At 66.4% G+C, this 21,217-nt stretch carries 24 protein-coding genes and 1 pseudogene; 8 read left to right on the forward strand and 17 right to left on the reverse strand.

Annotated elements, in window-relative coordinates; genetic code table 11:
* Together ACH107_RS18110 and ACH107_RS18115 are read left to right on the forward strand one after the other, a co-directional pair.
* A pseudogene (locus ACH107_RS18110) lies at positions 1-200 on the forward strand (IS481 family transposase); the annotation flags it as partial.
* 395 nt (positions 201-595) lie between these two features.
* On the forward strand, positions 596-871 hold the full coding sequence (locus ACH107_RS18115) for a glycine zipper 2TM domain-containing protein (protein ID WP_412507023.1): 276 nt from the start codon (positions 596-598) through the stop codon (positions 869-871).
* A 52-nt stretch (positions 872-923) separates the two neighbouring features.
* On the opposite strand, the gene eno is transcribed toward ACH107_RS18115, so the two are convergent.
* From eno to ACH107_RS18135, 4 genes are all read right to left on the reverse strand, one after another.
* Positions 924-2,201 (reverse strand): phosphopyruvate hydratase, encoded by a 1,278-nt coding sequence (eno, locus tag ACH107_RS18120; protein WP_412507024.1) that lies wholly within the window; start codon positions 2,199-2,201, stop codon positions 924-926.
* A gap of 179 nt (positions 2,202-2,380) precedes the next feature.
* The gene (locus ACH107_RS18125) at positions 2,381-3,259 is read right to left on the reverse strand and encodes a DMT family transporter (protein ID WP_412507025.1); all 879 of its coding nucleotides are present in this window, start codon (positions 3,257-3,259) and stop codon (positions 2,381-2,383) included.
* Positions 3,260-3,402: 143 nt separating this feature from the next.
* Entirely contained in the window at positions 3,403-3,816 is a 414-nt protein-coding gene (locus ACH107_RS18130) for a Fur family transcriptional regulator (RefSeq protein WP_412507026.1), read from the reverse strand.
* A gap of 105 nt (positions 3,817-3,921) precedes the next feature.
* Complete coding sequence (locus tag ACH107_RS18135) at positions 3,922-4,614, reverse strand: endonuclease/exonuclease/phosphatase family protein (protein WP_412507027.1); 693 nt, start codon at positions 4,612-4,614, stop codon at positions 3,922-3,924.
* 39 nt (positions 4,615-4,653) lie between these two features.
* Between ACH107_RS18135 and ACH107_RS18140 the strand changes: the two genes are divergently transcribed.
* Positions 4,654-5,289: a hypothetical protein gene (locus ACH107_RS18140; protein ID WP_412507028.1), complete on the forward strand. Its 636-nt coding sequence runs from the start codon at positions 4,654-4,656 to the stop codon at positions 5,287-5,289.
* 63 nt (positions 5,290-5,352) lie between these two features.
* Here ACH107_RS18140 and ACH107_RS18145 read toward each other — a convergent pair whose 3' ends face one another.
* Genes ACH107_RS18145 through ACH107_RS18155 form a run of 3 tightly spaced genes read right to left on the reverse strand, consistent with a single transcriptional unit; the run spans position 5,353 to position 8,212 of the window.
* Positions 5,353-6,771: a protein adenylyltransferase SelO gene (locus tag ACH107_RS18145; RefSeq protein ID WP_412507029.1), complete on the reverse strand. Its 1,419-nt coding sequence runs from the start codon at positions 6,769-6,771 to the stop codon at positions 5,353-5,355.
* A 56-nt stretch (positions 6,772-6,827) separates the two neighbouring features.
* Complete coding sequence (locus ACH107_RS18150; protein ID WP_412507030.1) at positions 6,828-7,274, reverse strand: N-acetyltransferase family protein; 447 nt, start codon at positions 7,272-7,274, stop codon at positions 6,828-6,830.
* Entirely contained in the window at positions 7,271-8,212 is a 942-nt protein-coding gene (locus tag ACH107_RS18155) for a nucleoside hydrolase (RefSeq protein WP_412507031.1), read from the reverse strand. The genes ACH107_RS18150 and ACH107_RS18155 overlap by 4 nt, the downstream gene beginning before the upstream one ends.
* A gap of 279 nt (positions 8,213-8,491) precedes the next feature.
* On the opposite strand from ACH107_RS18155, the gene ACH107_RS18160 reads away from it, so the two are divergent.
* The 4 genes from ACH107_RS18160 to ACH107_RS18175 are packed head-to-tail and all read left to right on the forward strand — an operon-like array spanning position 8,492 to position 10,965.
* A complete protein-coding gene (locus ACH107_RS18160; protein WP_412507032.1) occupies positions 8,492-8,716 on the forward strand; it encodes a twin-arginine translocase TatA/TatE family subunit in 225 nt (74 codons plus the stop codon).
* Positions 8,717-8,723: 7 nt separating this feature from the next.
* Entirely contained in the window at positions 8,724-9,188 is a 465-nt protein-coding gene (gene tatB, locus ACH107_RS18165) for a Sec-independent protein translocase protein TatB (RefSeq protein ID WP_412507033.1), read from the forward strand.
* Positions 9,185-10,129 carry a twin-arginine translocase subunit TatC gene (gene tatC, locus ACH107_RS18170; protein ID WP_412507034.1) on the forward strand — a complete coding sequence of 315 codons (945 nt, stop codon included), beginning with the start codon at positions 9,185-9,187 and terminating at the stop codon, positions 10,127-10,129. The genes tatB and tatC overlap by 4 nt, the downstream gene beginning before the upstream one ends.
* Before the next feature lie 38 nt (positions 10,130-10,167).
* Positions 10,168-10,965 (forward strand): ATP-binding protein, encoded by a 798-nt coding sequence (locus tag ACH107_RS18175; protein ID WP_412507045.1) that lies wholly within the window; start codon positions 10,168-10,170, stop codon positions 10,963-10,965.
* Between the two features lie 55 nt (positions 10,966-11,020).
* Here the strand turns inward: ACH107_RS18175 and ACH107_RS18180 are convergent, their stop codons facing one another.
* The 4 genes from ACH107_RS18180 to ACH107_RS18195 all read right to left on the reverse strand — a co-directional run bounded on the left by ACH107_RS18180 (position 11,021) and on the right by ACH107_RS18195 (position 14,560).
* Complete coding sequence (locus tag ACH107_RS18180) at positions 11,021-12,223, reverse strand: peptidoglycan DD-metalloendopeptidase family protein (RefSeq protein ID WP_412507035.1); 1,203 nt, start codon at positions 12,221-12,223, stop codon at positions 11,021-11,023.
* Positions 12,224-12,296: 73 nt separating this feature from the next.
* On the reverse strand, positions 12,297-12,953 hold the full coding sequence (locus ACH107_RS18185) for a protein-L-isoaspartate(D-aspartate) O-methyltransferase (protein WP_412507036.1): 657 nt from the start codon (positions 12,951-12,953) through the stop codon (positions 12,297-12,299).
* Positions 12,950-13,732, reverse strand: coding sequence for a 5'/3'-nucleotidase SurE (gene surE / locus ACH107_RS18190; protein WP_412507037.1), 783 nt, complete (start codon positions 13,730-13,732; stop codon positions 12,950-12,952). Before surE ends, ACH107_RS18185 begins: the two co-directional genes overlap by 4 nt.
* Positions 13,733-13,897: 165 nt before the next feature.
* Entirely contained in the window at positions 13,898-14,560 is a 663-nt protein-coding gene (locus ACH107_RS18195) for an SDR family NAD(P)-dependent oxidoreductase (protein WP_412507038.1), read from the reverse strand.
* Between the two features lie 113 nt (positions 14,561-14,673).
* Between ACH107_RS18195 and ACH107_RS18200 the strand changes: the two genes are divergently transcribed.
* A complete protein-coding gene (locus ACH107_RS18200; protein WP_412507039.1) occupies positions 14,674-15,237 on the forward strand; it encodes a biotin transporter BioY in 564 nt (187 codons plus the stop codon).
* A gap of 99 nt (positions 15,238-15,336) precedes the next feature.
* Here ACH107_RS18200 and ACH107_RS18205 read toward each other — a convergent pair whose 3' ends face one another.
* The 6 genes from ACH107_RS18205 to ACH107_RS18230 form a co-directional block, all read right to left on the reverse strand.
* On the reverse strand, positions 15,337-15,801 hold the full coding sequence (locus ACH107_RS18205; protein ID WP_412507040.1) for a DUF1284 domain-containing protein: 465 nt from the start codon (positions 15,799-15,801) through the stop codon (positions 15,337-15,339).
* Between the two features lie 28 nt (positions 15,802-15,829).
* Positions 15,830-17,281 carry an amidophosphoribosyltransferase gene (gene purF / locus ACH107_RS18210; RefSeq protein ID WP_412507046.1) on the reverse strand — a complete coding sequence of 484 codons (1,452 nt, stop codon included), beginning with the start codon at positions 17,279-17,281 and terminating at the stop codon, positions 15,830-15,832.
* Between the two features lie 122 nt (positions 17,282-17,403).
* Positions 17,404-17,853 carry a DMT family transporter gene (locus ACH107_RS18215; protein WP_412507041.1) on the reverse strand — a complete coding sequence of 150 codons (450 nt, stop codon included), beginning with the start codon at positions 17,851-17,853 and terminating at the stop codon, positions 17,404-17,406.
* A 12-nt stretch (positions 17,854-17,865) separates the two neighbouring features.
* A complete protein-coding gene (locus ACH107_RS18220; RefSeq protein ID WP_412507042.1) occupies positions 17,866-18,426 on the reverse strand; it encodes a CvpA family protein in 561 nt (186 codons plus the stop codon).
* Between the two features lie 26 nt (positions 18,427-18,452).
* Complete coding sequence (radA, locus tag ACH107_RS18225; RefSeq protein ID WP_412507043.1) at positions 18,453-19,820, reverse strand: DNA repair protein RadA; 1,368 nt, start codon at positions 19,818-19,820, stop codon at positions 18,453-18,455.
* Between the two features lie 31 nt (positions 19,821-19,851).
* Positions 19,852-20,301 (reverse strand): paraquat-inducible protein A, encoded by a 450-nt coding sequence (locus ACH107_RS18230; protein ID WP_412507044.1) that lies wholly within the window; start codon positions 20,299-20,301, stop codon positions 19,852-19,854.
* Positions 20,302-21,217 lie beyond the last annotated feature (916 nt).

Raw genomic sequence — 21,217 nt, forward strand, 5'->3', positions numbered from 1 at the left:
CCGTCAAGCGCTACCATTACGAGGCACAGGCTCAACTCGAAACCCACCTCGGCGACGTCATCGCAGCCTGTAATTATACGCGCCGACTCAAGACGCTGCAGGGCCTGACGCCATTCGGATACATCTGCAAAACCTGGACAAGAGAGACAAAAAGGTCCACTGTCGTTCCAACCCATCACACGCTGGGACTGAACACCTAAGCCGCGGGCACACAATTGTCCGCGGCCGGGTCTACGGACTGGACGGGGTCGCCCGGCGCGCATTCTTCGCCGGAGAGGGGATAGCGTTTATCGTCGGTGCAGCCAGCCAATGCGGCTGTGGCGAAAGCGGCGAGGAGGATGACGAGGGGTCTGGGCATGTGGTGGTCTCCGGTTTTGAGGTCTGCGCGCATGGACGGCGCATCTTGCTCAAGGTTAGCCGCGGATCGCATCGCACGGCCTTGATCGGCGTCAATTCGGGTGGCGCGGTGCTGCTGGTATCGTGAAGGCCGGTTCATGACGGCCGGTTTCCGCCTAAGGGGGCTGCCATGTCCGGCTGCGCCTGTCGGCGAGGCAGGCTGGCTGATAGTATCGAGCCGGAAAAACAGGAGGACCTGATGAGAAAGATTTCCCTGACGGCTGCCGCGCTTGCCACGATGGCGTTGTCGGCCTGCGAGAACATGACACCCGGGCAGCGCGCCCTTGCCGGGGCGACCGGAGGCGCGGCGGCGGGCCTGATCACCGCCGAAGCGCTTGACGCCAATGACAACTGGCGGCTGATCGCCGGTCTGGCCGGTGCCGCGGCGGGCACGGTCGTGGCGCAGAACACGGCGACGGGCACCTGCGCCTATGCACGCGGCGACGGCACCTATTACCGGGCGCCGTGCCCGTAATGGGACAAGGGCGCGCGCGGTGTCGCGCGCGCCCGGCCTGTTCTGGGCACGATCAGCCGCGCAGGATCGACCGGCCGGCATACCGGGCCGTTTCGCCGAGGGTTTCCTCGATGCGGATGAGCTGATTGTACTTCGCCAGCCGGTCCGAGCGGGCGAGCGAACCCGTCTTAATCTGGCCGCAATTGGTGGCGACCGCGAGGTCGGCGATGGTGGCGTCCTCGGTTTCGCCCGAACGGTGGCTCATGACGTTCGTCATGCGCGCGCGGTGAGCCATGTCCACCGCCCTGAGCGTTTCGGTCAGGGTGCCGATCTGGTTGACCTTGACCAGCATCGAGTTGCCCGCGCCGCGCGCGATGCCGTCGGCCAGCCGCTCGGGGTTGGTCACGAACAGGTCGTCGCCCACCAGTTGCACCGTGTCTCCGATCGCGTCGGTCAGGAGTTTCCAGCCGTCCCAGTCATCCTCGGACATGCCGTCCTCGATCGAGATGATCGGGTAGTCGGTCACGAGTGCTTGCAGGTAGGCCGCGTTCTCTTGCGGGGTCAGGATTGCGCCTTCGCCTGAAAAGACGTACTTGCCGTCCTTGAAGTACTCGGTCGCGGCGCAATCCAGCGCGAGGAAGATGTCCGCGCCCGGCTTGTAGCCTGCCTTCTGGACGGATTTTAGGATGAAGTCAAGCGCCTCGCGGGTGGAGGACAGGTTGGGGGCGAAGCCGCCCTCGTCGCCGATGCCGGTGGAAAGACCCGCCGCCGAAAGCTCTTTCTTGAGCGTATGGAACACTTCCGCACCCATGCGCACCGCGTCGCGCATGTTGTCCGCGGCGACCGGCATGATCATGAATTCCTGGATGTCGATGGGGTTGTCGGCATGTTCACCGCCGTTGATGATGTTCATCATCGGCACGGGCAGGGTGCGGGCGGAGGTGCCACCGACATAGCGGAACAGCGGCTGCGTGGTGAAATCCGCCGCTGCCTTGGCGCAGGCAAGGCTGACGCCGAGGATGGCATTCGCGCCCAGCCGGCCCTTGTTCGGGGTGCCGTCCAGCTCGATCAGGGCGGTGTCGATTCCCACCTGTTCGGTGGCGTCGAAACCGGCAAGCATGTCGGCGATTTCGCCGTTCACCGCGGCCACGGCCTCGAGCACGCCCTTGCCGCCGTACCGGGATTTGTCGCCGTCTCGCCGCTCGACCGCTTCGTGCGCGCCGGTGGACGCGCCCGAGGGCACGGCCGCGCGGCCCATGGTGCCGTCCTCGAGGATGATGTCGACCTCGACCGTCGGGTTGCCCCGGCTGTCGAGGATTTCGCGAGCGTGGATGTCGATGATGGTGCTCATGGAGATTTCCCTGGAATGAATACGGTCAAGGTGGCTTTACCAAGTTTGGTCCGGAATTGGAACGGGGTTTGGTAGCGCTAACAAGGTGTTTATCGCTAACACAGGCGCAGTACCCTTGGTTTTCTCGATCCGGGGCGCCGGCCGGCGGTTTCAAGGCCGCGAAGACCGGAAGGGCGGGATCACAGGTGGATGCGGCGGCGCAGGCGGGCCTCGCGGATCACCGAGTATAGGCCGGTTGCCACGATCAATGCCGCGCCCGTGAGTGTCCAGCCGTCGGGCCGTTCGGCGAACACGGTGACGCCGATGATCAGGGCGAAGACCAGTCGGGTATAGCGAAAGGGTGTCACGTACGAAACATCGCCCACCCGCATGGCCGCGACGATGGCGTAATAGGCGAAAACGCCGAAAAGAAGTGCGAGCGAAAGGTCGCGCCAGTTCGCGGGCGTCGGCAGTGATACCGTGCTGCCGGGCCAGATAAAGAGCATCAGAACCCCGGCCGGGACCAGCGTGGCGAAAGCGTAGCTGGCCAGTTGCAGCGTGGTGACGGTACGCGGCGTGGCGCGGGTGGCAAGGTCTCGGATGGCAAGCCCCACCACCGCCTGCACGGCGAAAAGCGAGGCGGGCTGGAACCCTTGCAACCCAGGCCGGATGATCATCAGCACGCCGGTGAAGCCGACGATGATGGCGCTCCAACGGCGCCAACCCACCGGCTCGCCAAGGAACAGCGCCGCCCCGAGCGTGACCGCCAGCGGCGTCGCTTGCAGGATGGCCGAGGCGGAGGAGATCGGGGTGAGCGCGAGCGCCGTCACGAAGCCTAGAGTGGCGACGAGCTCCCCGAAATTGCGCAGCAGGACAGGCCGGCTGATCAGGTCGCGCGAGAAAAGCCTGTGCCCGCGGGCCAACGCCATCACGCCGAAGACAAGCGCCCCGCCGGCTCCGAGCAGGATCAGCACCAGCCCCACTGACAGGCTGCCGGTGAGGCGTTTGACGAACATGTCCTCGAGCGCGAATCCGGCCATGGCCAGAATCATCAGCGCGCCGCCACGCAGGTTATCCATGCGAGTCCCGGAGATAGATAAGACGCGTAAGCCGTAGCGGGCCTGGGGGACGGGTGCAACAGCACGGACAGGGGGCCGCTGCCGGCCCGCCGGCTTGCGGCATGTGGGCGGCCGCCGGGCTCGCCCGGCCGGGGCGGCGCGGATCAGGCCTTTTTCAACGGCACGCCGTAGAGTTCCAGCCGATGCCCCTTGAGACGGTAGCCCAGCTTGCGCGCGATGCGTTCCTGAAGTTCCTCGATCTCGGGGTCGACGAATTCGATGACCTCCCCCGAATTGAGGTCGATCAGGTGGTCGTGGTGGTCCCGTTCGGCGTCTTCGTACCGTGCCCGGCCGTCCCCGAATTCGAGCTTGTCGATGATGCCCGCTTCCTCGAACAGCTTCACGGTGCGGTAGACCGTGGCGATGGAAATGCGCGGGTCGCGGGCACTTGCGCGGGCGTACAGCTCTTCCACGTCGGGGTGGTCGTCGCTTTCCTCGAGGACACCGGCGATTATCCGGCGCTGGTCGGTCATGCGTAGGCCCTTGGTTTCGCAGCGGTTGATGATGGTGTCGGGCATCGGCCCCTCGTGCAATGGCCGCGGAAGCATCTCAAGCGGGTTTAGAATATTTGCCCGGCCGAGGAAACCCCGCCTTTGGCGTTGAGACACCCGCGCCGCGCCGGCTCAGCCCAGATCGATCCATACCGGCAAATGATCGGAAGCGACCCGTGCCGGGCGCGCGCGATACGCCGCGGTCGCGCGGGCCAGCAGGCCGGGGCTGAGTGCGAAGCGGTCGAGCCGTGCCACCGGGCGGGGTGCGGGAAAGCTGGGCGGGGTGGCGGCGAACCGCATGTCATGCGCCGTCGCCTCGATCGCGGCGCCGTCCCCCCAGTCGTTGAAGTCCCCGGCAAGGACCGTCGGCAGCGCCGGTAGCCGGCCGAGCACGCGAATCACGGTGGCCACCTGTAGCAGCCGGTAGCGGCGCACCAGCCCGAGGTGCAGCCCCACCACGCGAAGCGCGCCGAGCGGCGTGTCGAGATCGGCGAGGATCGCGCCGCGCGGTTCCAGCCCCGGCAGATCCAGATGCAGGGTGCGCGTGGCGCGGACCCCGCCGCGCACCAGCATCGCGTTGCCGTGCCATCCGAGCGAGCCGCCCGGCGCGCCGAAGGGCAGGATCTGCCAGCCCTCGCTTTCGACCATGTCATGGGGCAGGGCGGCGGGCCGGGGGGGCAGGCGCTTGTCCACCTCCTGAAGCACCGCCACCTGCGCCCCCGTCGCGCCCAGCACGTTGAGCGTGCGGTCGGGCCGGCGCCGCAGGTCGAGCCCTACGCATTTCTGAAGGTTGTAGGTTGCAATCCGCAGGTGCGACGCTTTCATATCAGGGATATCAGCATGTAACGCGGGGGATGTCATCCGGTGTTTGCAGATCAGACATGGCTGGCGCGGCTGATCTGGGTGGCGCTTTGCGGCGTGATGATCTGGGCGGTTTTCGAGCTTCGCTGGGAACTCGCCTTCGTCGCGCTGGCCACGCTTTCGCTGTCACTCGCGCCGGTCTTCGTTGCCAAGTGGGCGAACATCCACGTCCCCCCGGGCATGATCGCCGCCCTGGCGATCTTCGTCGGCGGCACGCTTTTCCTGGGTGAGGTCTTCGATTTCTACGAATGGCTGTGGTGGTGGGACATGGCCATGCACGGCACCTCGGCGGTGGGGTTCGGGCTGATCGGCTTCGTGCTGGTTTTCATGATGTTCCAAGGGGACCGGTTCGCCGCGCCGCACGTGGCGGTGGCGTTCTTCGCATTCTGCTTCGCGCTGACGATCGGCACGGTCTGGGAAATGTTCGAATTCGGGATGGACCAGATTTTCGGCATGAACATGCAGAAATCGGGGCTCATGGACACGATGGGCGACCTGATCGTCGACGCGGTGGGCGCGCTTATCGGCGCGGCCACCGGGTTCGGCTATCTCAAGGGGCAGGCGCGCGGAGGTCCGGCCGCTGTTATTGACGAATTTATCCGAAAAAACCCGCGTTTTTTCAAGCGGTTGCGAAAGTAACCCGGCCGGCCCAGCGGGCCCGGCACCCAAGGGCCAAGGCGCGGGCAGCGCCCCGGGCCGGGGTCATGTGCCGCAAAACGTCTGCTTTACCACTTCGGCAGGAGCGGGCGGCTGGCGCAGGTCCGCGGCATCCGGCTGGTCGTCGCAGGGCGATGCAAGCACCCCGACAAGCCGTTCGAACGGGCCGAAATCGCCGGCCACCGCCGCCGCGATCATTTCCTCAACCCGGTGATTGCGGGGGATGACGGCCGGGTTGGCGGCGCGCATCGTGGCACGGGCGGCGTCCTCGTCGGCCAGCCGCGCGCGCCAGTCGGCCGCCCACGTGTCGAAGGCCGCAGGATCGAGGAACTGGTCGCGCGCGTCGCCATCGGCGAGGGCGCGGAACGTGTTGGTGAAATCGGCGCGATTCTCGGCCATGCGGGCCAGCAGCCCGGTGATCAGCGGCTCGTCCTCGGCGCGGGGCTGGTCAAGGCCGATCTTGCGGCCGAAGACCTGCAGCCATTCGGCGGCGATCTTGCCGGGCATGGCGTGAACGGCACGCGTGAACGTTTCGATCGCCGCGTCCTGATCAGGCATGAGCGGAACCAGCGCGGTGGCCAGTTGGGCCATGTTCCACACGATCACGTTGGGCTGGTTGTCATAGGCGTAACGGCCCTGAACGTCGATCGAACTGAATACCGTTTGCGGATGGTAGGCGTCCATGAAGGCGCACGGCCCGTAATCGATCGTTTCACCGGAAAGGGCCGTGTTGTCCGTGTTCATGACGCCGTGGATGAAACCGACGCCCATCCATTGCGCGACCAGCCGGGCCTGTGCGTCGATCACCGCGGTCAACAGGTCGGTCGGTGTTTCCGCCGCGGGGTAGTGCCTGTCGACCGTGTACTCGAAAAGCGCGCGGAGGCTGTCCACGTCCTGCCGTGCGGCGAAGAACTGGAAGGTGCCCACGCGAATGTGACTGTCGGCCACGCGGGTGAGGACCGCGCCGGGCAGCGCGCCCTGTTCGCGGTAAACCCGCTCGCCCGTCGCCACCGCGGCAAGGGCGCGGCTGGTGGGGATGCCGAGCGCGTGCATGGCTTCGCTCACCACGTATTCGCGCAGAACCGGCCCCATCCACGCCCGGCCGTCGCCCATGCGCGAATAGGGGGTCGGGCCGGAGCCCTTGAGCTGAATGTCACGGCGTTTGCCGTTCCCGACCGCCTCGCCCAGGAGGTTGGCACGCCCGTCGCCCAGTTGCGGCGAGAAGCCGCCGAATTGGTGGCCGGCATAGACCTGCGACAGCGGGTCGGCCCCTTCAGGCGGGCGGTTCCCCGAGAATATCTCGGCCATTTCCGCGTCGCTGCCGCGCGTGATGCCCATTTCGGCGGCCAGCGCATCGTTGAACCTGATGAGCCGCGGTGCCTTGACCGGCACGGGCGTCAGCCGGGTGTAGAACTTGGCGGGCAGCCGGGCGTAAGAATTGTCGAAGGGTATCTGAACGGTCATGGCTTCAAGATAGGGCGCATGTCGCGAAACACCAGACCGCCGCGGCACCCGGCGCGTCAGAAACGCCGGCTCATGCGCAGGCCGTCCGGATGGGGCGCGAAGCGCAGGCGGGAACAGAGCCGCTGTGCCGCCTCGTTGTCGCGTGGCACCTCGACATGCAGGACCTGCAACCCCGCGCCGGCCAGCGCCTTGGGCAGGTTCGTCAGCACTTCCGAGCCGATGCCCCGCCCGCGCACGGCTGGACGTATATAGATTTCGTCTACTGCGCCGGTCATGCCGCCGGCGACGATCGACCAGCCGAAACTCAACACGAGGTACCCGATGGGCGCGCGGCCCGGCCCGATGAGATAGATGGCCCCGTGCGGTGAGCCGGCCAACAGCGGTTCCAGTGCCGCACGGCGCGCGTCCTCGGGTTGCGACAGGGCCTGTTCGCCGTGGTGGTCGGCCACGAGCCGCATCAAGCGGTCCAGATCGTCGGGGCGGGCGAGGGTAAGCTGTGTCACAGGCGGGCCAGTCTTTCTGTCAGGAGGCTGAAAAAGCCGTCGGCATCGACATCGCCCATGAAGAGGGCATTCGGCGCGCGGTCGGTCACGCGCCACCAGTCCGCCACCGTCATGCCGACCGTGAGGGGCGAGCCGGTCTCGATCTCGACATTTACGTGCCTGCCGGAAAACAGCCCGGGCCGCAACAGGTAGGCGATGGTGCACGGGTCGTGCAGGGGGGCGCCGTCGGTGCCGTATTTGTCGCGGTCGAAGCGTTCGAAGAAACCGGTCATCGCGGCGACGGCGTGCCCGACGGGCGAGCCGAGCGCGCGGATGGCAGCGTTGCGCGCGGGCGTGACCAGCGCCTTGTGCGTCACGTCGAGGGGCATCACCGTCAGCGGCACGCCCGCGCCAAAGACGATGGCCGCCGCGTCGGCGTCGACATGGATGTTGAACTCCGCCGCGGGGGTGACGTTGCCCACCTCGAAATAGGCGCCGCCCATCATCACGATCTCGGCCACGCGCTCCACGATGTCCGGGGCACGATCAAAAGCCGTGGCGATGTTGGTGAGCGGGCCGATAGGGCAGAGCGTGATCGTGCCCGGCGCCTCGTCGCGCAGGGTGTCGATGATGAAATCCACCGCGTGCCCCTGCGCCATCGGCATCGTGGGCTCGGGCAGGTCGGGGCCGTCGAGCCCCGTGCGGCCGTGCACGTGCTCGGCGGTGACAGGATCGCGGTGCAACGGCCGATCGCAGCCGGCATGGACCGGGATTTCGCGTCGCCCCGCCAGTTCGCAGACGATCCGCGCGTTGCGCGCGGTCAGCGCGAGCGGCACGTTGCCCGCCACACAGGTCAGCCCCAGCAGTTCGATTTCCGCGGGGCTGGCCAGCGCCAGCAGGATCGCCACGGCGTCATCCTGTCCGGGGTCGGTATCGATGATGATCTTGCGTGCTGTCATGGCCGTCCTGTCCGCGCCCTGCGTGCATCCATGACGCCGCCTCGGGGATTTGTCCACCGGCCTGCGCGGCCCATCGGCGCAGGCCTGCCGGTTCCGGACCCCGGCGGCCATATCGCCGCTGGTTCGGCAAGCGCCGATTGCGGCGGGCCGCGAAAAATCGCCACGAATCCGGCCGCTCCGGCGCATTGGTGCTTCCAACCCGGGCGCAGAAGGCTTAGATACGGTTGACGAAAATCCCGGGGCCGCTCAAAACTGGCCCCGACAGAGGGAGAACATGACATGTTGAACAATATCGGCCTTCCGGGCATTCTTCTCATCGCCGTGGTGGTTCTGGTTCTTTTCGGCCGCGGCAAGATATCGTCCCTCATGGGCGAAGTGGGCAAGGGCATCACATCGTTCAAAAAAGGGGTTTCCGAAGGCACCAAGGAGATCGAGGAAGAGGCCGAAGGGGCCACCGACCCGGCCAAGGACGTGACGCCCGACGAAGAAAAAGACAAGGTCTGACGCCTAGATGTTCGACCTTGGCTGGACCGAGCTTCTGGTGGTCGGCATCGTTGCGCTGATCGTCGTGGGGCCCAAGGATTTGCCCGGCATGTTCCAGGCCGTTGGCAAGTTTATGGGCAAGGCGAAACGCATGGCGCGCGAGTTCAGTCAGGCGATGAACGACGCCGCCGCTGACAGCGGTGCCGATGACATCAAGGACACGCTGCGCAAGGCGACGAACCCGATGAGTTCGGCGATGGACGAGGTGAAGAAATCCACCGAAAGTTTCACGTCTCGCACGATGGCCGGCCCCAAGAGCGGGCAGGCCGAGGACCGGGCGGAAGATCCCGAAGCCGAGGCGCCCGCCGACGAGATCGAGGCGCCCGCGGTGGACCATGACGATCCCGCCCCGGCCGGCGGCACGGACGATCGCAAACGGCCCAACGCGGAGCCGACATCGGCGCCGGAAGAGAGCGCTGAGGACAAGGCATGAGCCCGAGCGACGAAATCGAAGAGTCCAGCGCGCCGCTGATCGAGCATCTGGCGGAACTCAGGACACGACTGATACATTCGGTCGCCGCCTTCGTGGTGGGCATGGTAATCTGTTTCACCGTCGCGACGCCGATCTTCAACTTCCTGACCGCACCGCTGTGCGATGTACTGGCAAGCCGCGGGCAGGATTGCGACCTGATCTTCATCAGCCCGCAGGAAGGGTTCTTCGTGGCGATCAAGGTGTCGCTGTTGGGCGGTTTCATCCTTGCCTTCCCCTACATCGCGAACCAGATGTGGCGCTTCGTGGCGCCCGGCCTGTACAAGTCGGAAAAGGGGGCGTTTCTCCCGTTCCTGGTCGCGTCGCCATTCATGTTCTTCCTCGGCGCGGCGTTCGCGTTCTACGTCGTGACGCCGCTTGCCTATGATTTCTTCCTCGGCTTCCAGCAATTCGGCGCCGAGGGGCAGGCAGTGCCCGAGGGCGACCCGCAGAATGCCGCGCCGCTCAGCGTGGTTTTCCAGGGGTCGGCGCAGGAATACCTGAACTTGACGATCAAGTTCATCGTCGCCTTCGGCCTGTGTTTCCAGTTGCCCGTGCTGCTGACGCTGATGGGCAAGGCCGGGCTGGTCAGTGCCGAAGGCCTGAAGACGGTGCGCAAATACGCCATGGTCGGCATCCTCGTGCTGGCCGCACTGGTGACGCCACCGGACGTGATCACGCAGGTGATCCTGTTCGTGGTCGTCTACGGGCTGTACGAGATTTCCATCTTCCTGGTGAAGCGCGTCGAGAAGGAACGTGAGCAGCGCTTGCGCGCAGAAGGGCTGTGGTTTGAGGACGACGATGACGAGGCCGAGGCCGAGGACCCGCTGGCGGCAGAGTTCGATGAGGACGACGATGACGCCGATCAAGGCGACGCCCCGGGTGACGGAGACGAGCGGCGTTGAGCAGGACGCTTGAGCGTGTCGCGGCGGCGCTGGAACGCATGAGCCCGGCGCCGCAGGCCGCCCCCGATTTCGGGGCGGCCGACGCGTTTGTCTGGCACGTGGCGCCCGACCGGCTGCAGCCGGTGCCGCGGGTAAATCGCGTGGACATGTCCCTGCTGGTGGGCATTGACCGGTCACGCGACACGTTGCTGGAAAATACCCGCCATTTCGCGCGTGGCCTGCCGGCCAACAACGCGCTTTTGTGGGGCGCGCGGGGTATGGGCAAGTCTAGCCTTGTGAAAGCCGTCCATGCCGCGGTGCTGGCCGAGGCGGAGGTGCCGCTCAAGATCGTGGAGTTGCAGCGCGAGGACCTGACCAGCGTCGGGCGGTTGCTAACCATCCTGCGCGCGAGCAAGTCGCGGTTCGTGCTGTTCTGCGACGATCTGAGCTTCAGCCATGACGACCAGCACTACAAGTCGCTCAAGGCCGTGCTGGACGGCGGGATCGAGGGGCGGCCCGACAACGTGGTATTCTACGCCACGTCGAACCGGCGCCACCTGATGCCGCGGGACATGATCGAGAACGAGCGAGAAAGCGCCATAAGCCCGAGCGAGGCCACCGAGGAGAAGGTTTCCCTGTCGGATCGGTTCGGGCTGTGGCTGGGGTTCCATCCCTGCGATCAGGATGAATACCTTGCGATGATCCGCGGATATTGCGACGCCTACGGTATCAGCATCGACGCGGACACCCTGCGCGCCGAGGCCATCGAGTGGCAGGCGACCCGTGGCGCGCGGTCGGGCCGCGTGGCGTGGCAGTATTTCACTGACCTCGCCGGGCGGCGGGGCGTTGCCGTCTAAGTAGCCGCTACCCCGACCCCAACAAAGCCAATCGAGCGCGTAGCCGGCCCCGGCCTCATTCGAGATACGGTGTCGGATCGACGCTGTCGAACCCGTCGCGCACCTCGAAATGCAGGGCGGCCGTGCCCTCGGTTCGTATCTTGGCCAGCGTATCGCCGCGCCCGACATTGTCGCCTTTGCTGACGGTCACGTTTCCGATGTTGGAATAGACGGTCAACAGGTCGTCAGGGTGTTTGAGCACGATGATCGGCACGCCGTTGGTGTCCTCGGTGATGGCGGCGACAACACCGTCAGCGGCGGCTTTCACCGGCGTGCCGGGCTCGGCGGCGATATCTATCCCGTCATTGCGCCCCTTCGCGTAGTCGCGGATGATATCACCGCGCACCGGGTAGGCCATGCGCGCGTCCGAGGCGGGGGCGGTCTGGTCTTCGCCCAAATCCGGCGCGGCATCGGTTTCCGGCGCCTCGGCTGCCGGCGCCGTGTCTTCCTCGGGCAGCGGCCGCGTCGAGCTGGGCGGCGGCGGCGTGGGTGAGCCCGAGCCCGGAGGCACGGTTTCGGGGATCTCGGCGGCGTCGAAGGGCCGGGTTTCCTCGCCGGGTTCGGCGATGGGGATTAGCAGGTATTGTCCTTCCCGTACCGTGAAATTCGAATCAAGCCCGTTCCATTCCGCGAGACTGCGGATCGAGACGTCGTAGAGCCGCGCGATGGTAAAGGCCGTTTCCCCGCGTTCGACCTTGTGGCGCACCGGCTCCACCCCGACCTGCGGCTCGGGCTCGGGGGTGGCCGTCTCGGCCGGGTCAGGCTCCGCTGTTTCTGCCGCGTCCGCGTCCGCGTCCGCCTCGTCGATGGCGTTGCCGGCCAGCGTCTGGATGTCCACGCCGGGTGGCTGGAGAGGCCCGCCCTCGGGTTCGCTAACGCGGTCGGGAAGCGCGATGATTTCACCCTCGCGCAACCTGTCATCGGGTTGCAGGCCGTTGAAACGGGCCAGTTCCCGCGCATCGGTCCCGACCCGCTCCGCGAGACTGGACACGCTGTCGTCGCGCCGCGCCACGGCCACTTGGTAGCCCGGATAGGAAATGATGCCGCGCGCATCCGGTTCGGGCCGCTCGGCGGTTGCGTTGCGGGCAGCATCGGCCGTGCTCGGCGCATCGCCGAAAAGGCCGCGCATGTCCATGTCGATCGGGCGGTCGCAGGCGCTGAGCGCCAGGATCGCGCAGCCTGTCAGCAACGGCATGGCGGTGCGGAAGGGGAGGGGCATCTCGATCAGGTCCTCATTCGGGCGACCCCTTGTTGGCCGGGGCCTTTCGGTTTCACTCGTGTCGATACATGCGTCACGCGTCGCGCCCCAGACCTTCGACAAGGGGTACGAAGCGCACCGGGCGGAGTTCGTCGTAATCGAGGCCCGACTCGGTGCGCGTGACGCGTATCAGGCTTTGCACTGTATCCGACTGCCCCACCGGCAGGACCATGATACCGCCGATACGAAGCTGAGCCAAGAGCGGGCCGGGCGGGTCCTCGGCCGCGGCCGTGACGAGGATGCGGTCGAACGGCGCCTGATCGGGCAGGCCGAAGCTGCCGTCGGCGGACAGCGCGGTGATGTTGGTCAGGTCGAGCGCGCGGAAAGTCTCGGTCGCGTCGCGGACCAGTCGCCTGTGCCGGTCCACCGTGTAGACGCGGCGGGCAAGCTGGCTGAGGATCGCCGCCTGATAGCCCGAGCCTGTGCCGACCTCGAGCACCTTGTCGCGGGGCGTGACCTTCAGCGCCTGCGTCATCAGCCCGACGACCGAGGGCTGGCTGATGGTCTGGCCGCAGGCGATGGGCAGGGGCATGTCCTCGTAGGCGCGTTCGGCGAAATAGCCCTTTATGAACTGGGCGCGGTCAACCTTTTCCATCGCGGTCAGCACGCGCTTGTCCGTCACCCCCTTGGAGCGCAGCGCGAAGAGGAATTGCATCTTGCGTTCCGCGATATCGCCGGCGTGGTCCGTCATTCGATGGCTTTCAGCGCCTCCAGCGCATCATGCGCGGTCAGGTCCGCGCGCATCGGCGTGACCGAGATGTAGCCGTTGAGGTTCCAGTCCGCGTCTGACCCCGGGCTGGTGGGCTGCTGCTGCGGCGCGCCGGTCACCCAGAGGAAACGCCGGCCGGAGGGAGAGGTCGTGGGCTGCACCCCGAAGCCCATGTCGCGGCGGAAGCCCTGTCGTGCCGCCCGCAGCCCCTTGACCGCGTCGGCGGCCACCGGGGGGAAATTGATGTTGTAGAAGATGCCGTAATCGTCCTGCGTCCAGACACCCTTGTCCAGCAGGGTACGCAGGGTCTGCATCCCGTGGGCGCGGGCGGCGTCGAACTTGTCGTCGAGGTCGCGGTTCTCGGGGCCGTAATACTGGCTGAGCGCCACGGCCGGCAGCCCCTGAAGCGCGGCCTCCATCGCGCCGCCCACCGTGCCGGAATAGACCGCGTTCTCGGCCGAGTTGTTGCCGCGGTTGACCCCGGAAAGAACGAGGTCGGGGCGCGCGTCCTTCATCACGTCGTGCAACGCGGCCAGCACGCAATCCGCGGGCGAGCCTTGCGCGGCGAAACGCCGGTCGTCCATCTGGCTGATCATCATCGGCGTCGTGAACGAGATGCAGTGACTGACGCCCGATTGTTCGAAGGCCGGCGCCACCGTCCAGACCTCGCCCTGTGGCCCGGCAAGGCCGGACGCGATTTCGTGAAGCACCTCAAGCCCTGGGGCGTTGATACCGTCGTCATTGGTGATGAGAATGCGCAATTTTCCGCCTCCGGGCCTGCTCTGACGCCTGTGTAGCCGCGCGCCGCGCGCGGGGCAAGCGTTGTACGCGTGCGCCGTGGACCCGGCCGTGATGCGCATCGGGCATGCGCGGCAGGCAGGGGCGCGCCGTCGCGCGCGTAGACGGCCGGGCCCGGGACCAAGGCGTCAGAGCTGGGCAAGAATCCGGCTTGCTTCCTCCCGCGGGTCTGCCAGCGGCGCGCGATCCTCACCCGGAAAAAAGCGGGCGCGGGTGGCGGTCGGCATCGGGGCAGGGGTCAGGACGTGGATAACTGGCCCGGTACGCGCGGTTTCGGCCTGCCAGCTGCGCGCCAGCGCGATCTGCGCTGCCTTTGTGGCGCCGTACGCCCCGAAGAATTTCTCGCCCGCCTTCGGGTCGTCGAAGAAAAGCGCGGTACTTTCCGCGGTGAGAAGCGGCGCGGCGAACGCGATCAATCGACCGGCCGCCGTCACGTTGATCTCCAGCGATTTGGTCCAGTCCTTGGCGTCGATATGATCTGCCGGGGAAAGCGGCGCCGCGTGGATGGCGGTGTGCGCCCACAGGTCGATCCGGCCCCAGCGATCATGTATGGATCTGCAAAGCTGGGCCATCGCACCCGGGTCGGTCACGTCCATAGGCGCGAGCGTCGCGGTGCCGCCGGCCGCGCGGATGTCGTCGTCAAGCGCCTCGAGGGCGCCGGTGGTGCGGGCCACCGCAACCACGTGATGGCTGGGCGCGAGCGCCACCCCCAAGGCCGCGCCCAGCCCGCGCGACGCGCCGGTGACGAGCGCGATCCGAGGGGCGGGTTCAAGAGGTCTGTTGTCGGTCATGAGCAGTCAAATCCCACCGGATGCGGGTTAAATCAAGGGCATTCGCTTGACTTTCGCGGCGTTGCGGCGAAAAACGGGTGGACAGACGGATAAACAGAAAGGATGCGGAGACGATGCGCGACACAGTTCTTGCCAAGGCCGTGATCGGCCATGAGACCCTGATGCACAAGGCGGCCCTTGTCATCGGCGGCTCGTTTTTCATTGCGCTGGCGGCGCAGGTCAGCGTGCCGATGTTCCCGGTCCCGATGACGTTGCAGACGCTGGCGATCCTGATCGTGGGGCTGACTTTCGGGTCCCGGCTCGGGGCTGTCACGCTGATGGCCTATCTGGCCGAGGGGGCCATGGGCCTGCCGGTTTTCGCCAACGGCGCCAACGGTGTCGCGCTGATGGGGCCGACCGCCGGCTTCCTGTTCGGCTTCGTGGCGATGGCAGGGCTCGCCGGTCTTGCCGCCGAGCGGGGCCTGGCGCGCGGCGTGGTTTCCACGGCACTCTGCGCCCTGTTGATTTCCGCCGCGCTGTACCTGCCGGGCATCGCGTGGCTGTCCACTTTCACCGGGGTGGAAAAGGCCGTGCAACTGGGCGCGCTGCCCTTCCTGCTGGGCGACGTGGTCAAGGCCGTCATCGCGGCGATGGTCGTCTGGGGCGGCTGGAAAGTGATCGCGGCGCGCCGCGGCTGAGCCGGATCAACCAGAACCGACCGACCCTTGCGCCGTCCCATCGGGGGCGGCGTTTGCGTTTGGCGGGGGATGGATTGGCGGCGCGGAACCCGGCGCGTGTCAGCCGGTCGTGCTGCCTGCCGCCTTGGGGGCGGTGTCGGCTGAATGGCTTTCATGCAAGCGCGACAACGCGTTTTCACAATGGCCTAGCTCCAACCATTGGCATCCCTTGCAAAGATCTGACAGCGCGCCGGGAGGCACGTGCCTGACGATGCGCGCCTGTGCCTCGCCCCAGCTCAGTTGCGCCCCGACGAACAGGCCAAGGGCCCGGGCATGGCGCGCGTCCAGCCTGTCGATCTTGCGCTGGCTTTCGCACAGAATACCGCGTCGCTTGGGGCAGGGCGCGCAGATATCATCGGTTGCGCCGACGACCTCGATCACGGTGTCGTCCCCGCCCGGCGCCCGCAGGGTCCCGTCGACGATACGCGCCATGTTGGCCGTGAACCCGGACGAATAGCCCTCGCCCGCGAACCCGAGGCTGCACAGGAAATGATGCGGGCGATATCGAAGCGGTGCGGATGTCATCCTGCAGGCGGGCCGGATGGCGCGGCGATCATTCGGCCGCCTTCAGTTGGAAGCCCTTCTCGATCTGGTCGGAGGGCGTCACCGGGTAATCGCCCGAGAAGCAGGCATCACAATATTGCGGGCAATTCGTGTCGCGCCCCTGCGTTTCCCCGACCGCCCGGTAGAGACCGTCCAGCGAGATGAACTTGAGGCTGTCCACGGCAAGATGGTCGCGCATCTCGTCCTCGCTCATGGTGGCGGCCAGCAGCTTCTCGCGATTCGGGGTGTCCACGCCGTAAAAACAGGGCCATGCCGTCGGCGGGCTGGCGATGCGGAAGTGCACCTCGCTGGCGCCGGCATCAAGGATCATTTCCTTGATCTTGCGGCTCGTCGTGCCGCGAACCACGCTGTCATCAACGAGGATCACGCGCTTGCCCTCGATGAGGGCGCGGTTGACGTTGAGTTTGAGCCGCACACCCATGTTGCGGATCTGCTCGGTCGGTTCGATGAAGGTGCGGCCCATGTACTGGTTGCGCACGATCCCCATGCCGTAAGGAATGCCGGATTCATGCGCATACCCGATCGCGGCGGGCGTGCCGCTGTCGGGGACGGGACAGACGAGATCGGCCTCGACAGGGGCCTCGCGTGCCAGTTCAACGCCGATCTGGCGGCGCGTCTCGTAAACCGATTGGCCCCCGATGATACTGTCGGGCCGCGAGAAATAGACATGTTCGAAGATGCAGAACCGCGATTTCTGGCGGCGGAAGGGAAAGTGGCTTTCGACGCCGGCATCGGAAATCACGACCATTTCGCCCGGTTCGACCTCGCGCACGAACTTTGCCCCGATGATGTCGAGCGCGCAGGTTTCCGAGCTCAGCACCCAACCGTCCGCGACCTGCCCGAGCACGAGCGGGCGCACGCCGAGCGGATCACGAACACCGATCAGCTTGGTCCGGGTCATGGCCACTACGCTGAAAGCGCCCTCGACGCGGCGCAGCGCGTCCTCCATCCGTTCGGGGATGTTGCGCTGCAAGGACCGCGCCATCAGGTGAATGATGCACTCGCTGTCGGAATTGGACTGGAAGATCGAGCCACGCTCGATAAGCTCGCGGCGCAGGGCGTCCGCATTGGTGAGGTTTCCGTTATGGGCAATGGCCGCGCCGCCCATCGAGAACTCGCCGAAGAACGGCTGCACGTCGCGGATCACCGGGGCCTTGCCGCCGGCCGTCGAATACCGGACATGGCCTATGGCAAGCGGGCCGGGCAGGGTTTCCATCAGGCTCTGGCGGGTGAAGTTGTCGCGCACGTAGCCGAACCGCCGGGCGGAATTGAACCCGTGGTCGGGGTGATGCGCGACGATACCGCCGGCTTCTTGCCCGCGGTGCTGCAGTGCGTGCAGGCCGAGGGCCACGAAATTGGCGGCATCGGTGACGCCGATCACGCCGAATACGCCGCACTCCTCACGTAGCTTGTCATCGTCGAAGGGGTGGGCGGGGGGCATCTGGTTGGACAAGGGGGCAGCTCCGAATCCCGTTATCGCCTGCGATCTACATAAGGGCTCAGTCGCGACATGTCACGAAACTATCACAAGAAAAGTCGCGGTTCCTGTCCCCGGACGCCAGGTCAGAAGCGCGAAAGGACCGCGCCCGCCGCGACAAGGACCGCCGCGAGGAGCCGCGACGGCGAGACGTCCCGCGGGGTCAGCCCGAAAGCGCCGAAATGGTCGATCAGGGTCGCGGCCACGATCTGGCCCATGATCAGAAGCGTGGTTGTCGTGAGAACCCCGATGATCGGCACTGCGTAAAGCGATGCCCACACGAAGAACGCGCCGCATGCGCCCCCCAACAGCATCCACGCGGGCACGCCGCCCAGACGCGACAGCAGCCCGGCGCCGTCACCGGATAGCGCGGTGGCGAGGGCCAGAAGGGTGAACCCGACTGCGAAAGACACCGTCGCGGCCGCCAGTGAACTGTCTATTGAACGGCCGAGCGCCGCGTTGAACGGCGCCTGCGCGGCAACCACCGCCCCCGCGACCGCCACGAGGATCATGGCCAGAAGCGGGGAGCCGGTCATGCCCGGCCCCTGTCAGCCATTGGTGTCACATGCGCCCACGAGGTTTTCGTATTGCCGCGTTATCCATCCGAGGGCCTGTTCGGGGTTCCCGTCCTCGACCGAGGTCGTCAGATGGGCGAAGACGCGTGCCGAGCGGCTGTCGTCGATGATCTGGATATCCTGGCCGGTGACGACGGTTTCGTAGACGAAATAGGCAATCGCGACCAGCAGCACGCCACGCGCGACCCCGAAGAGGAAGCCCAGCCCCTGGTCGATCCCGCCGATGGCCGACCGCTGCACCAGCGACGAAAAGAGCGGCGTGATCACGGAGGCCACGATCAGCGCGACGGCGAAGACGATCGTGAAGGCCCCGATCATCGACAATTCGCAACTGTCTGCGATGAAATCCCCCACGACGGGGATCTCCGTTACCAGCGGTTCGACCTGCGGGGCAAAGATGAAGGCGACGGCCCCGGCCACGATCCAGCCCGCGATCGCCAGCGCCTCGCGCACGAACCCGCGTGAATACGCCAGCAGGGCCGACAGCACGATCACCAGTGCCACGACACCGTCGATGATGGTGAAACCTTCCATGTGCCCGTTCCCGTCCTCTGCCGCGCCTAGCCGGCGCCGAAAATGTCACCCACGAATGCGGTAAGGTCCTCAACGCGGGTCAGGTCGAGGCCGCCGGTCACGCCCGGCTTGCCGCCGGACGGAACGATTGCGGATGTGAAACCAAGTTTTCGGGCCTCTTTCAACCTGTTTTCCGTCTGGCCGACGCCGCGCAGTGCGCCCGACAGGCTGATTTCGCCGAAAACGACCGTGTCGGCGTGAAGGGCTGTATCCTCGCGCGCGGACAACAGCGCCGCGGCCACGGCAAGATCGGCCGCGGGCTCCGAGATGCGCAGCCCGCCCGCCACGTTCAGGTAGACGTCGAGCCCCGCGAACGGGATGCCGCAGCGGGCCTCGAGTACGGCGAGGATCATGGCCAGCCGGCTCCCGTCCCAGCCGACCACGGCGCGGCGCGGCTGCGCCTGCGGGGTGGGCGCCACGAGCGCCTGGAACTCCACCAGGACGGGCCGTGTGCCCTCGATCCCGGCAAAGACGGCCGCGCCGGGGCTCGGGTTGCCGCGCCCGGAAAGAAACAGCTCGGACGGGTTCGCGACCTCGGCCAAACCGCCGCCCGTCATCTCGAAGACGCCGATCTCGTCGGCGGGGCCGAACCTGTTCTTGACGCTCCGCAGGATCCGGAACTGGTGGCCGCGTTCACCTTCGAAATAGAGCACGGTGTCGACCATGTGCTCGACCACGCGGGGGCCGGCGATCTGGCCTTCCTTGGTGACATGGCCCACCATGATCACGCTGGCGCCGCTGCGCTTGGCAAAGCTGGTGAGTTCGTGCGCCGCCGCGCGTACCTGTGCGACGCTGCCCGGCGCGCTTTCGACCGTGTCCGACCAAACGGTCTGGATCGAGTCGATGACAACGAGATCCGGCGCTTCGGCCTCGAGCGTCGTGAGGATGTCGCGCAGGTTGGTGGCGGCTGCAAGTTTCACGGGCGCGGCCGCCAGATCCAGCCGACGGGCGCGCAGGCGCACCTGCGCGGCGGCCTCCTCGCCCGAGACGTAGACGGTGTGCAGCCCGCCTTGGGCGAAACGCGCCGCGGCCTGCAACAGCAGGGTCGATTTGCCGATGCCGGGGTCGCCGCCGACCAGCACCGCGCTCGCCCCGACAAGGCCGCCGCCCAGCACCCGGTCGAGCTCGGCGAGTCCCGAGCCGCTCCGCGGTGGCGGCGTCTCGTCCGCTTCGAGGTCGGCAAGGGGAACGGGCGTGCCGCGATGCGCGCCGAGCGTCCTTGACGCGGGGCCGGCGGACAGCGGCGTTTCCTCGGCGATGCTGTTCCATTCGCCGCAAGCATCGCACCGGCCGGACCACTTGGAGTAGGTGGCGCCGCAGGCCGCGCAACGGTAGGATCTGGGTGATTTCGCCATACCGCGCTCTTGCCTCATGGGCGGGGCGCGGTCAAACGGTATCGCGGCGGGCGTGACCGTGGCCGTCGGTCAGCAGGCCGATCACGAGAGAGGCGACGACACAGCCGGTGAACAGGTACAGCCCCCATGCCGTCTCGATCCGGCCCACGCCGATATCCTTCGCCAGCGCGATGTAGAGCGCGATTAGAAAAATGTCCGCCATCGCGAGGCGCCCCATGAAATGCAGCGCCGGCATTGCCTTGGCATCCATCACGCGGAAATGCACCAGAGCCAGCCCGATTGTCTTGAGCATCGGCGCGAAGAGGGCGAAGAACGTAACGGCAAGCGCGAGGAGGACATCCGACGCCCAGAGACTTTGAATCCCGGTGATGACGGAAATCTCGCTCAGCCCGAACAGGGGCAGCAGCCCGGTGCGCATCAGCGGTGCGAACCAAGCGACCGGAAACAGCAGGAGGAGTGCGAGATTTGCGTATCTGAGCATGGAAATACCGCAAGTTTGACACCATGTCAGTACCCATGCGGGCCGGTCGAGACAAGCCGGGTCACGCCGCGCCGGTTGATCGCCGTTTCGGATGGATGGCATCCGTGGTACCCGTCGTACCGTAATCCGGTGGCCCCCGGTAAAACCGGGTGATGTTTCGACATCATGACGCGGACACGCTTTAACGCAGGCAGGAGATGCAGGTGGAAAAGGGGGGCGATTCAAGGTTGAAACAGCATCCCGCTTGTCCGTTGCACCCATGGTGGGTGGCGGCGGATCTTTCCTGATCTCAGTCGGTCAATCGGGTCCAGGTGCAATTTATGTTCACCTTCGGATCGCGCGGCTTTGTGCCTTGGCTCAGGTTTTCAATCCCACGGGGTGATGGTGTGATCCTTTCGTAGGAATGGACGGCAGCACTATGGCACAAGCTCGTCACGTCAGCGCCACGACCAAGCACGCCGTCAGAGCCCCAAGACGGCCGTGCCCCACGGTATGGCGTAGCAGGATGGGCGCGGAGCCCCCGGCGTAGCGCAGCGCGCGGCCGGGATGGCGGCCACCGCGTTTATTCGTAGTCCGAGGTTGTTCAAAGACCGACGACGACGAAGGAGAGCACGCTACCGAGCGCGAGGCATGGATCGCCACGGGGTCGAGACCCATGCCGAGCGATCAACCTTCCCGAGGCGATCGGCAAGAGCGATGGTAAGACGTGACCGTGGCCGCAGATGCGGCCGCGTAAGCGCGTCGAACGATTTCCTGCGCGAGCTGATCCAGCATGCCGCGCAAAGGCTGATGGAATTCGACCGTGAAGCGATCGGTCTGAGGTGCCCCTAGTTTCCTAGACACCTGCCTCGTTCAGTTTCTGCTGTCTGGTCTCATAGTCAACGGGCGACAGCATGCCGTTGCTCGTGTGCTTGCG

The sequence above is a fragment of the Roseovarius halophilus (ex Wu et al. 2025) genome, assembly GCF_047086965.1.

What these genes read in the sequence shown, in the direction of transcription:
- ACH107_RS18115 (WP_412507023.1), top strand. Translation starts at nt 596, where the DNA reads ATGAGAAAGATTTCCCTGACGGCTGCCGCGCTTGCCACGATGGCGTTG.
- eno (WP_412507024.1), bottom strand. Translation starts at nt 2,201, where the DNA reads ATGAGCACCATCATCGACATCCACGCTCGCGAAATCCTCGACAGCCGG.
- ACH107_RS18125 (WP_412507025.1), bottom strand. Translation starts at nt 3,259, where the DNA reads ATGGATAACCTGCGTGGCGGCGCGCTGATGATTCTGGCCATGGCCGGA.
- ACH107_RS18130 (WP_412507026.1), bottom strand. Translation starts at nt 3,816, where the DNA reads ATGCCCGACACCATCATCAACCGCTGCGAAACCAAGGGCCTACGCATG.
- ACH107_RS18135 (WP_412507027.1), bottom strand. Translation starts at nt 4,614, where the DNA reads ATGAAAGCGTCGCACCTGCGGATTGCAACCTACAACCTTCAGAAATGC.
- ACH107_RS18145 (WP_412507029.1), bottom strand. Translation starts at nt 6,771, where the DNA reads ATGACCGTTCAGATACCCTTCGACAATTCTTACGCCCGGCTGCCCGCC.
- ACH107_RS18155 (WP_412507031.1), bottom strand. Translation starts at nt 8,212, where the DNA reads ATGACAGCACGCAAGATCATCATCGATACCGACCCCGGACAGGATGAC.
- ACH107_RS18160 (WP_412507032.1), top strand. Translation starts at nt 8,492, where the DNA reads ATGTTGAACAATATCGGCCTTCCGGGCATTCTTCTCATCGCCGTGGTG.
- tatB (WP_412507033.1), top strand. Translation starts at nt 8,724, where the DNA reads ATGTTCGACCTTGGCTGGACCGAGCTTCTGGTGGTCGGCATCGTTGCG.
- tatC (WP_412507034.1), top strand. Translation starts at nt 9,185, where the DNA reads ATGAGCCCGAGCGACGAAATCGAAGAGTCCAGCGCGCCGCTGATCGAG.
- ACH107_RS18175 (WP_412507045.1), top strand. Translation starts at nt 10,168, where the DNA reads ATGAGCCCGGCGCCGCAGGCCGCCCCCGATTTCGGGGCGGCCGACGCG.
- ACH107_RS18180 (WP_412507035.1), bottom strand. Translation starts at nt 12,223, where the DNA reads ATGCCCCTCCCCTTCCGCACCGCCATGCCGTTGCTGACAGGCTGCGCG.
- ACH107_RS18185 (WP_412507036.1), bottom strand. Translation starts at nt 12,953, where the DNA reads ATGACGGACCACGCCGGCGATATCGCGGAACGCAAGATGCAATTCCTC.
- ACH107_RS18195 (WP_412507038.1), bottom strand. Translation starts at nt 14,560, where the DNA reads ATGACCGACAACAGACCTCTTGAACCCGCCCCTCGGATCGCGCTCGTC.
- ACH107_RS18200 (WP_412507039.1), top strand. Translation starts at nt 14,674, where the DNA reads ATGCGCGACACAGTTCTTGCCAAGGCCGTGATCGGCCATGAGACCCTG.
- ACH107_RS18205 (WP_412507040.1), bottom strand. Translation starts at nt 15,801, where the DNA reads ATGACATCCGCACCGCTTCGATATCGCCCGCATCATTTCCTGTGCAGC.
- purF (WP_412507046.1), bottom strand. Translation starts at nt 17,281, where the DNA reads ATGCCCCCCGCCCACCCCTTCGACGATGACAAGCTACGTGAGGAGTGC.
- ACH107_RS18215 (WP_412507041.1), bottom strand. Translation starts at nt 17,853, where the DNA reads ATGACCGGCTCCCCGCTTCTGGCCATGATCCTCGTGGCGGTCGCGGGG.
- ACH107_RS18220 (WP_412507042.1), bottom strand. Translation starts at nt 18,426, where the DNA reads ATGGAAGGTTTCACCATCATCGACGGTGTCGTGGCACTGGTGATCGTG.
- radA (WP_412507043.1), bottom strand. Translation starts at nt 19,820, where the DNA reads ATGGCGAAATCACCCAGATCCTACCGTTGCGCGGCCTGCGGCGCCACC.
- ACH107_RS18230 (WP_412507044.1), bottom strand. Translation starts at nt 20,301, where the DNA reads ATGCTCAGATACGCAAATCTCGCACTCCTCCTGCTGTTTCCGGTCGCT.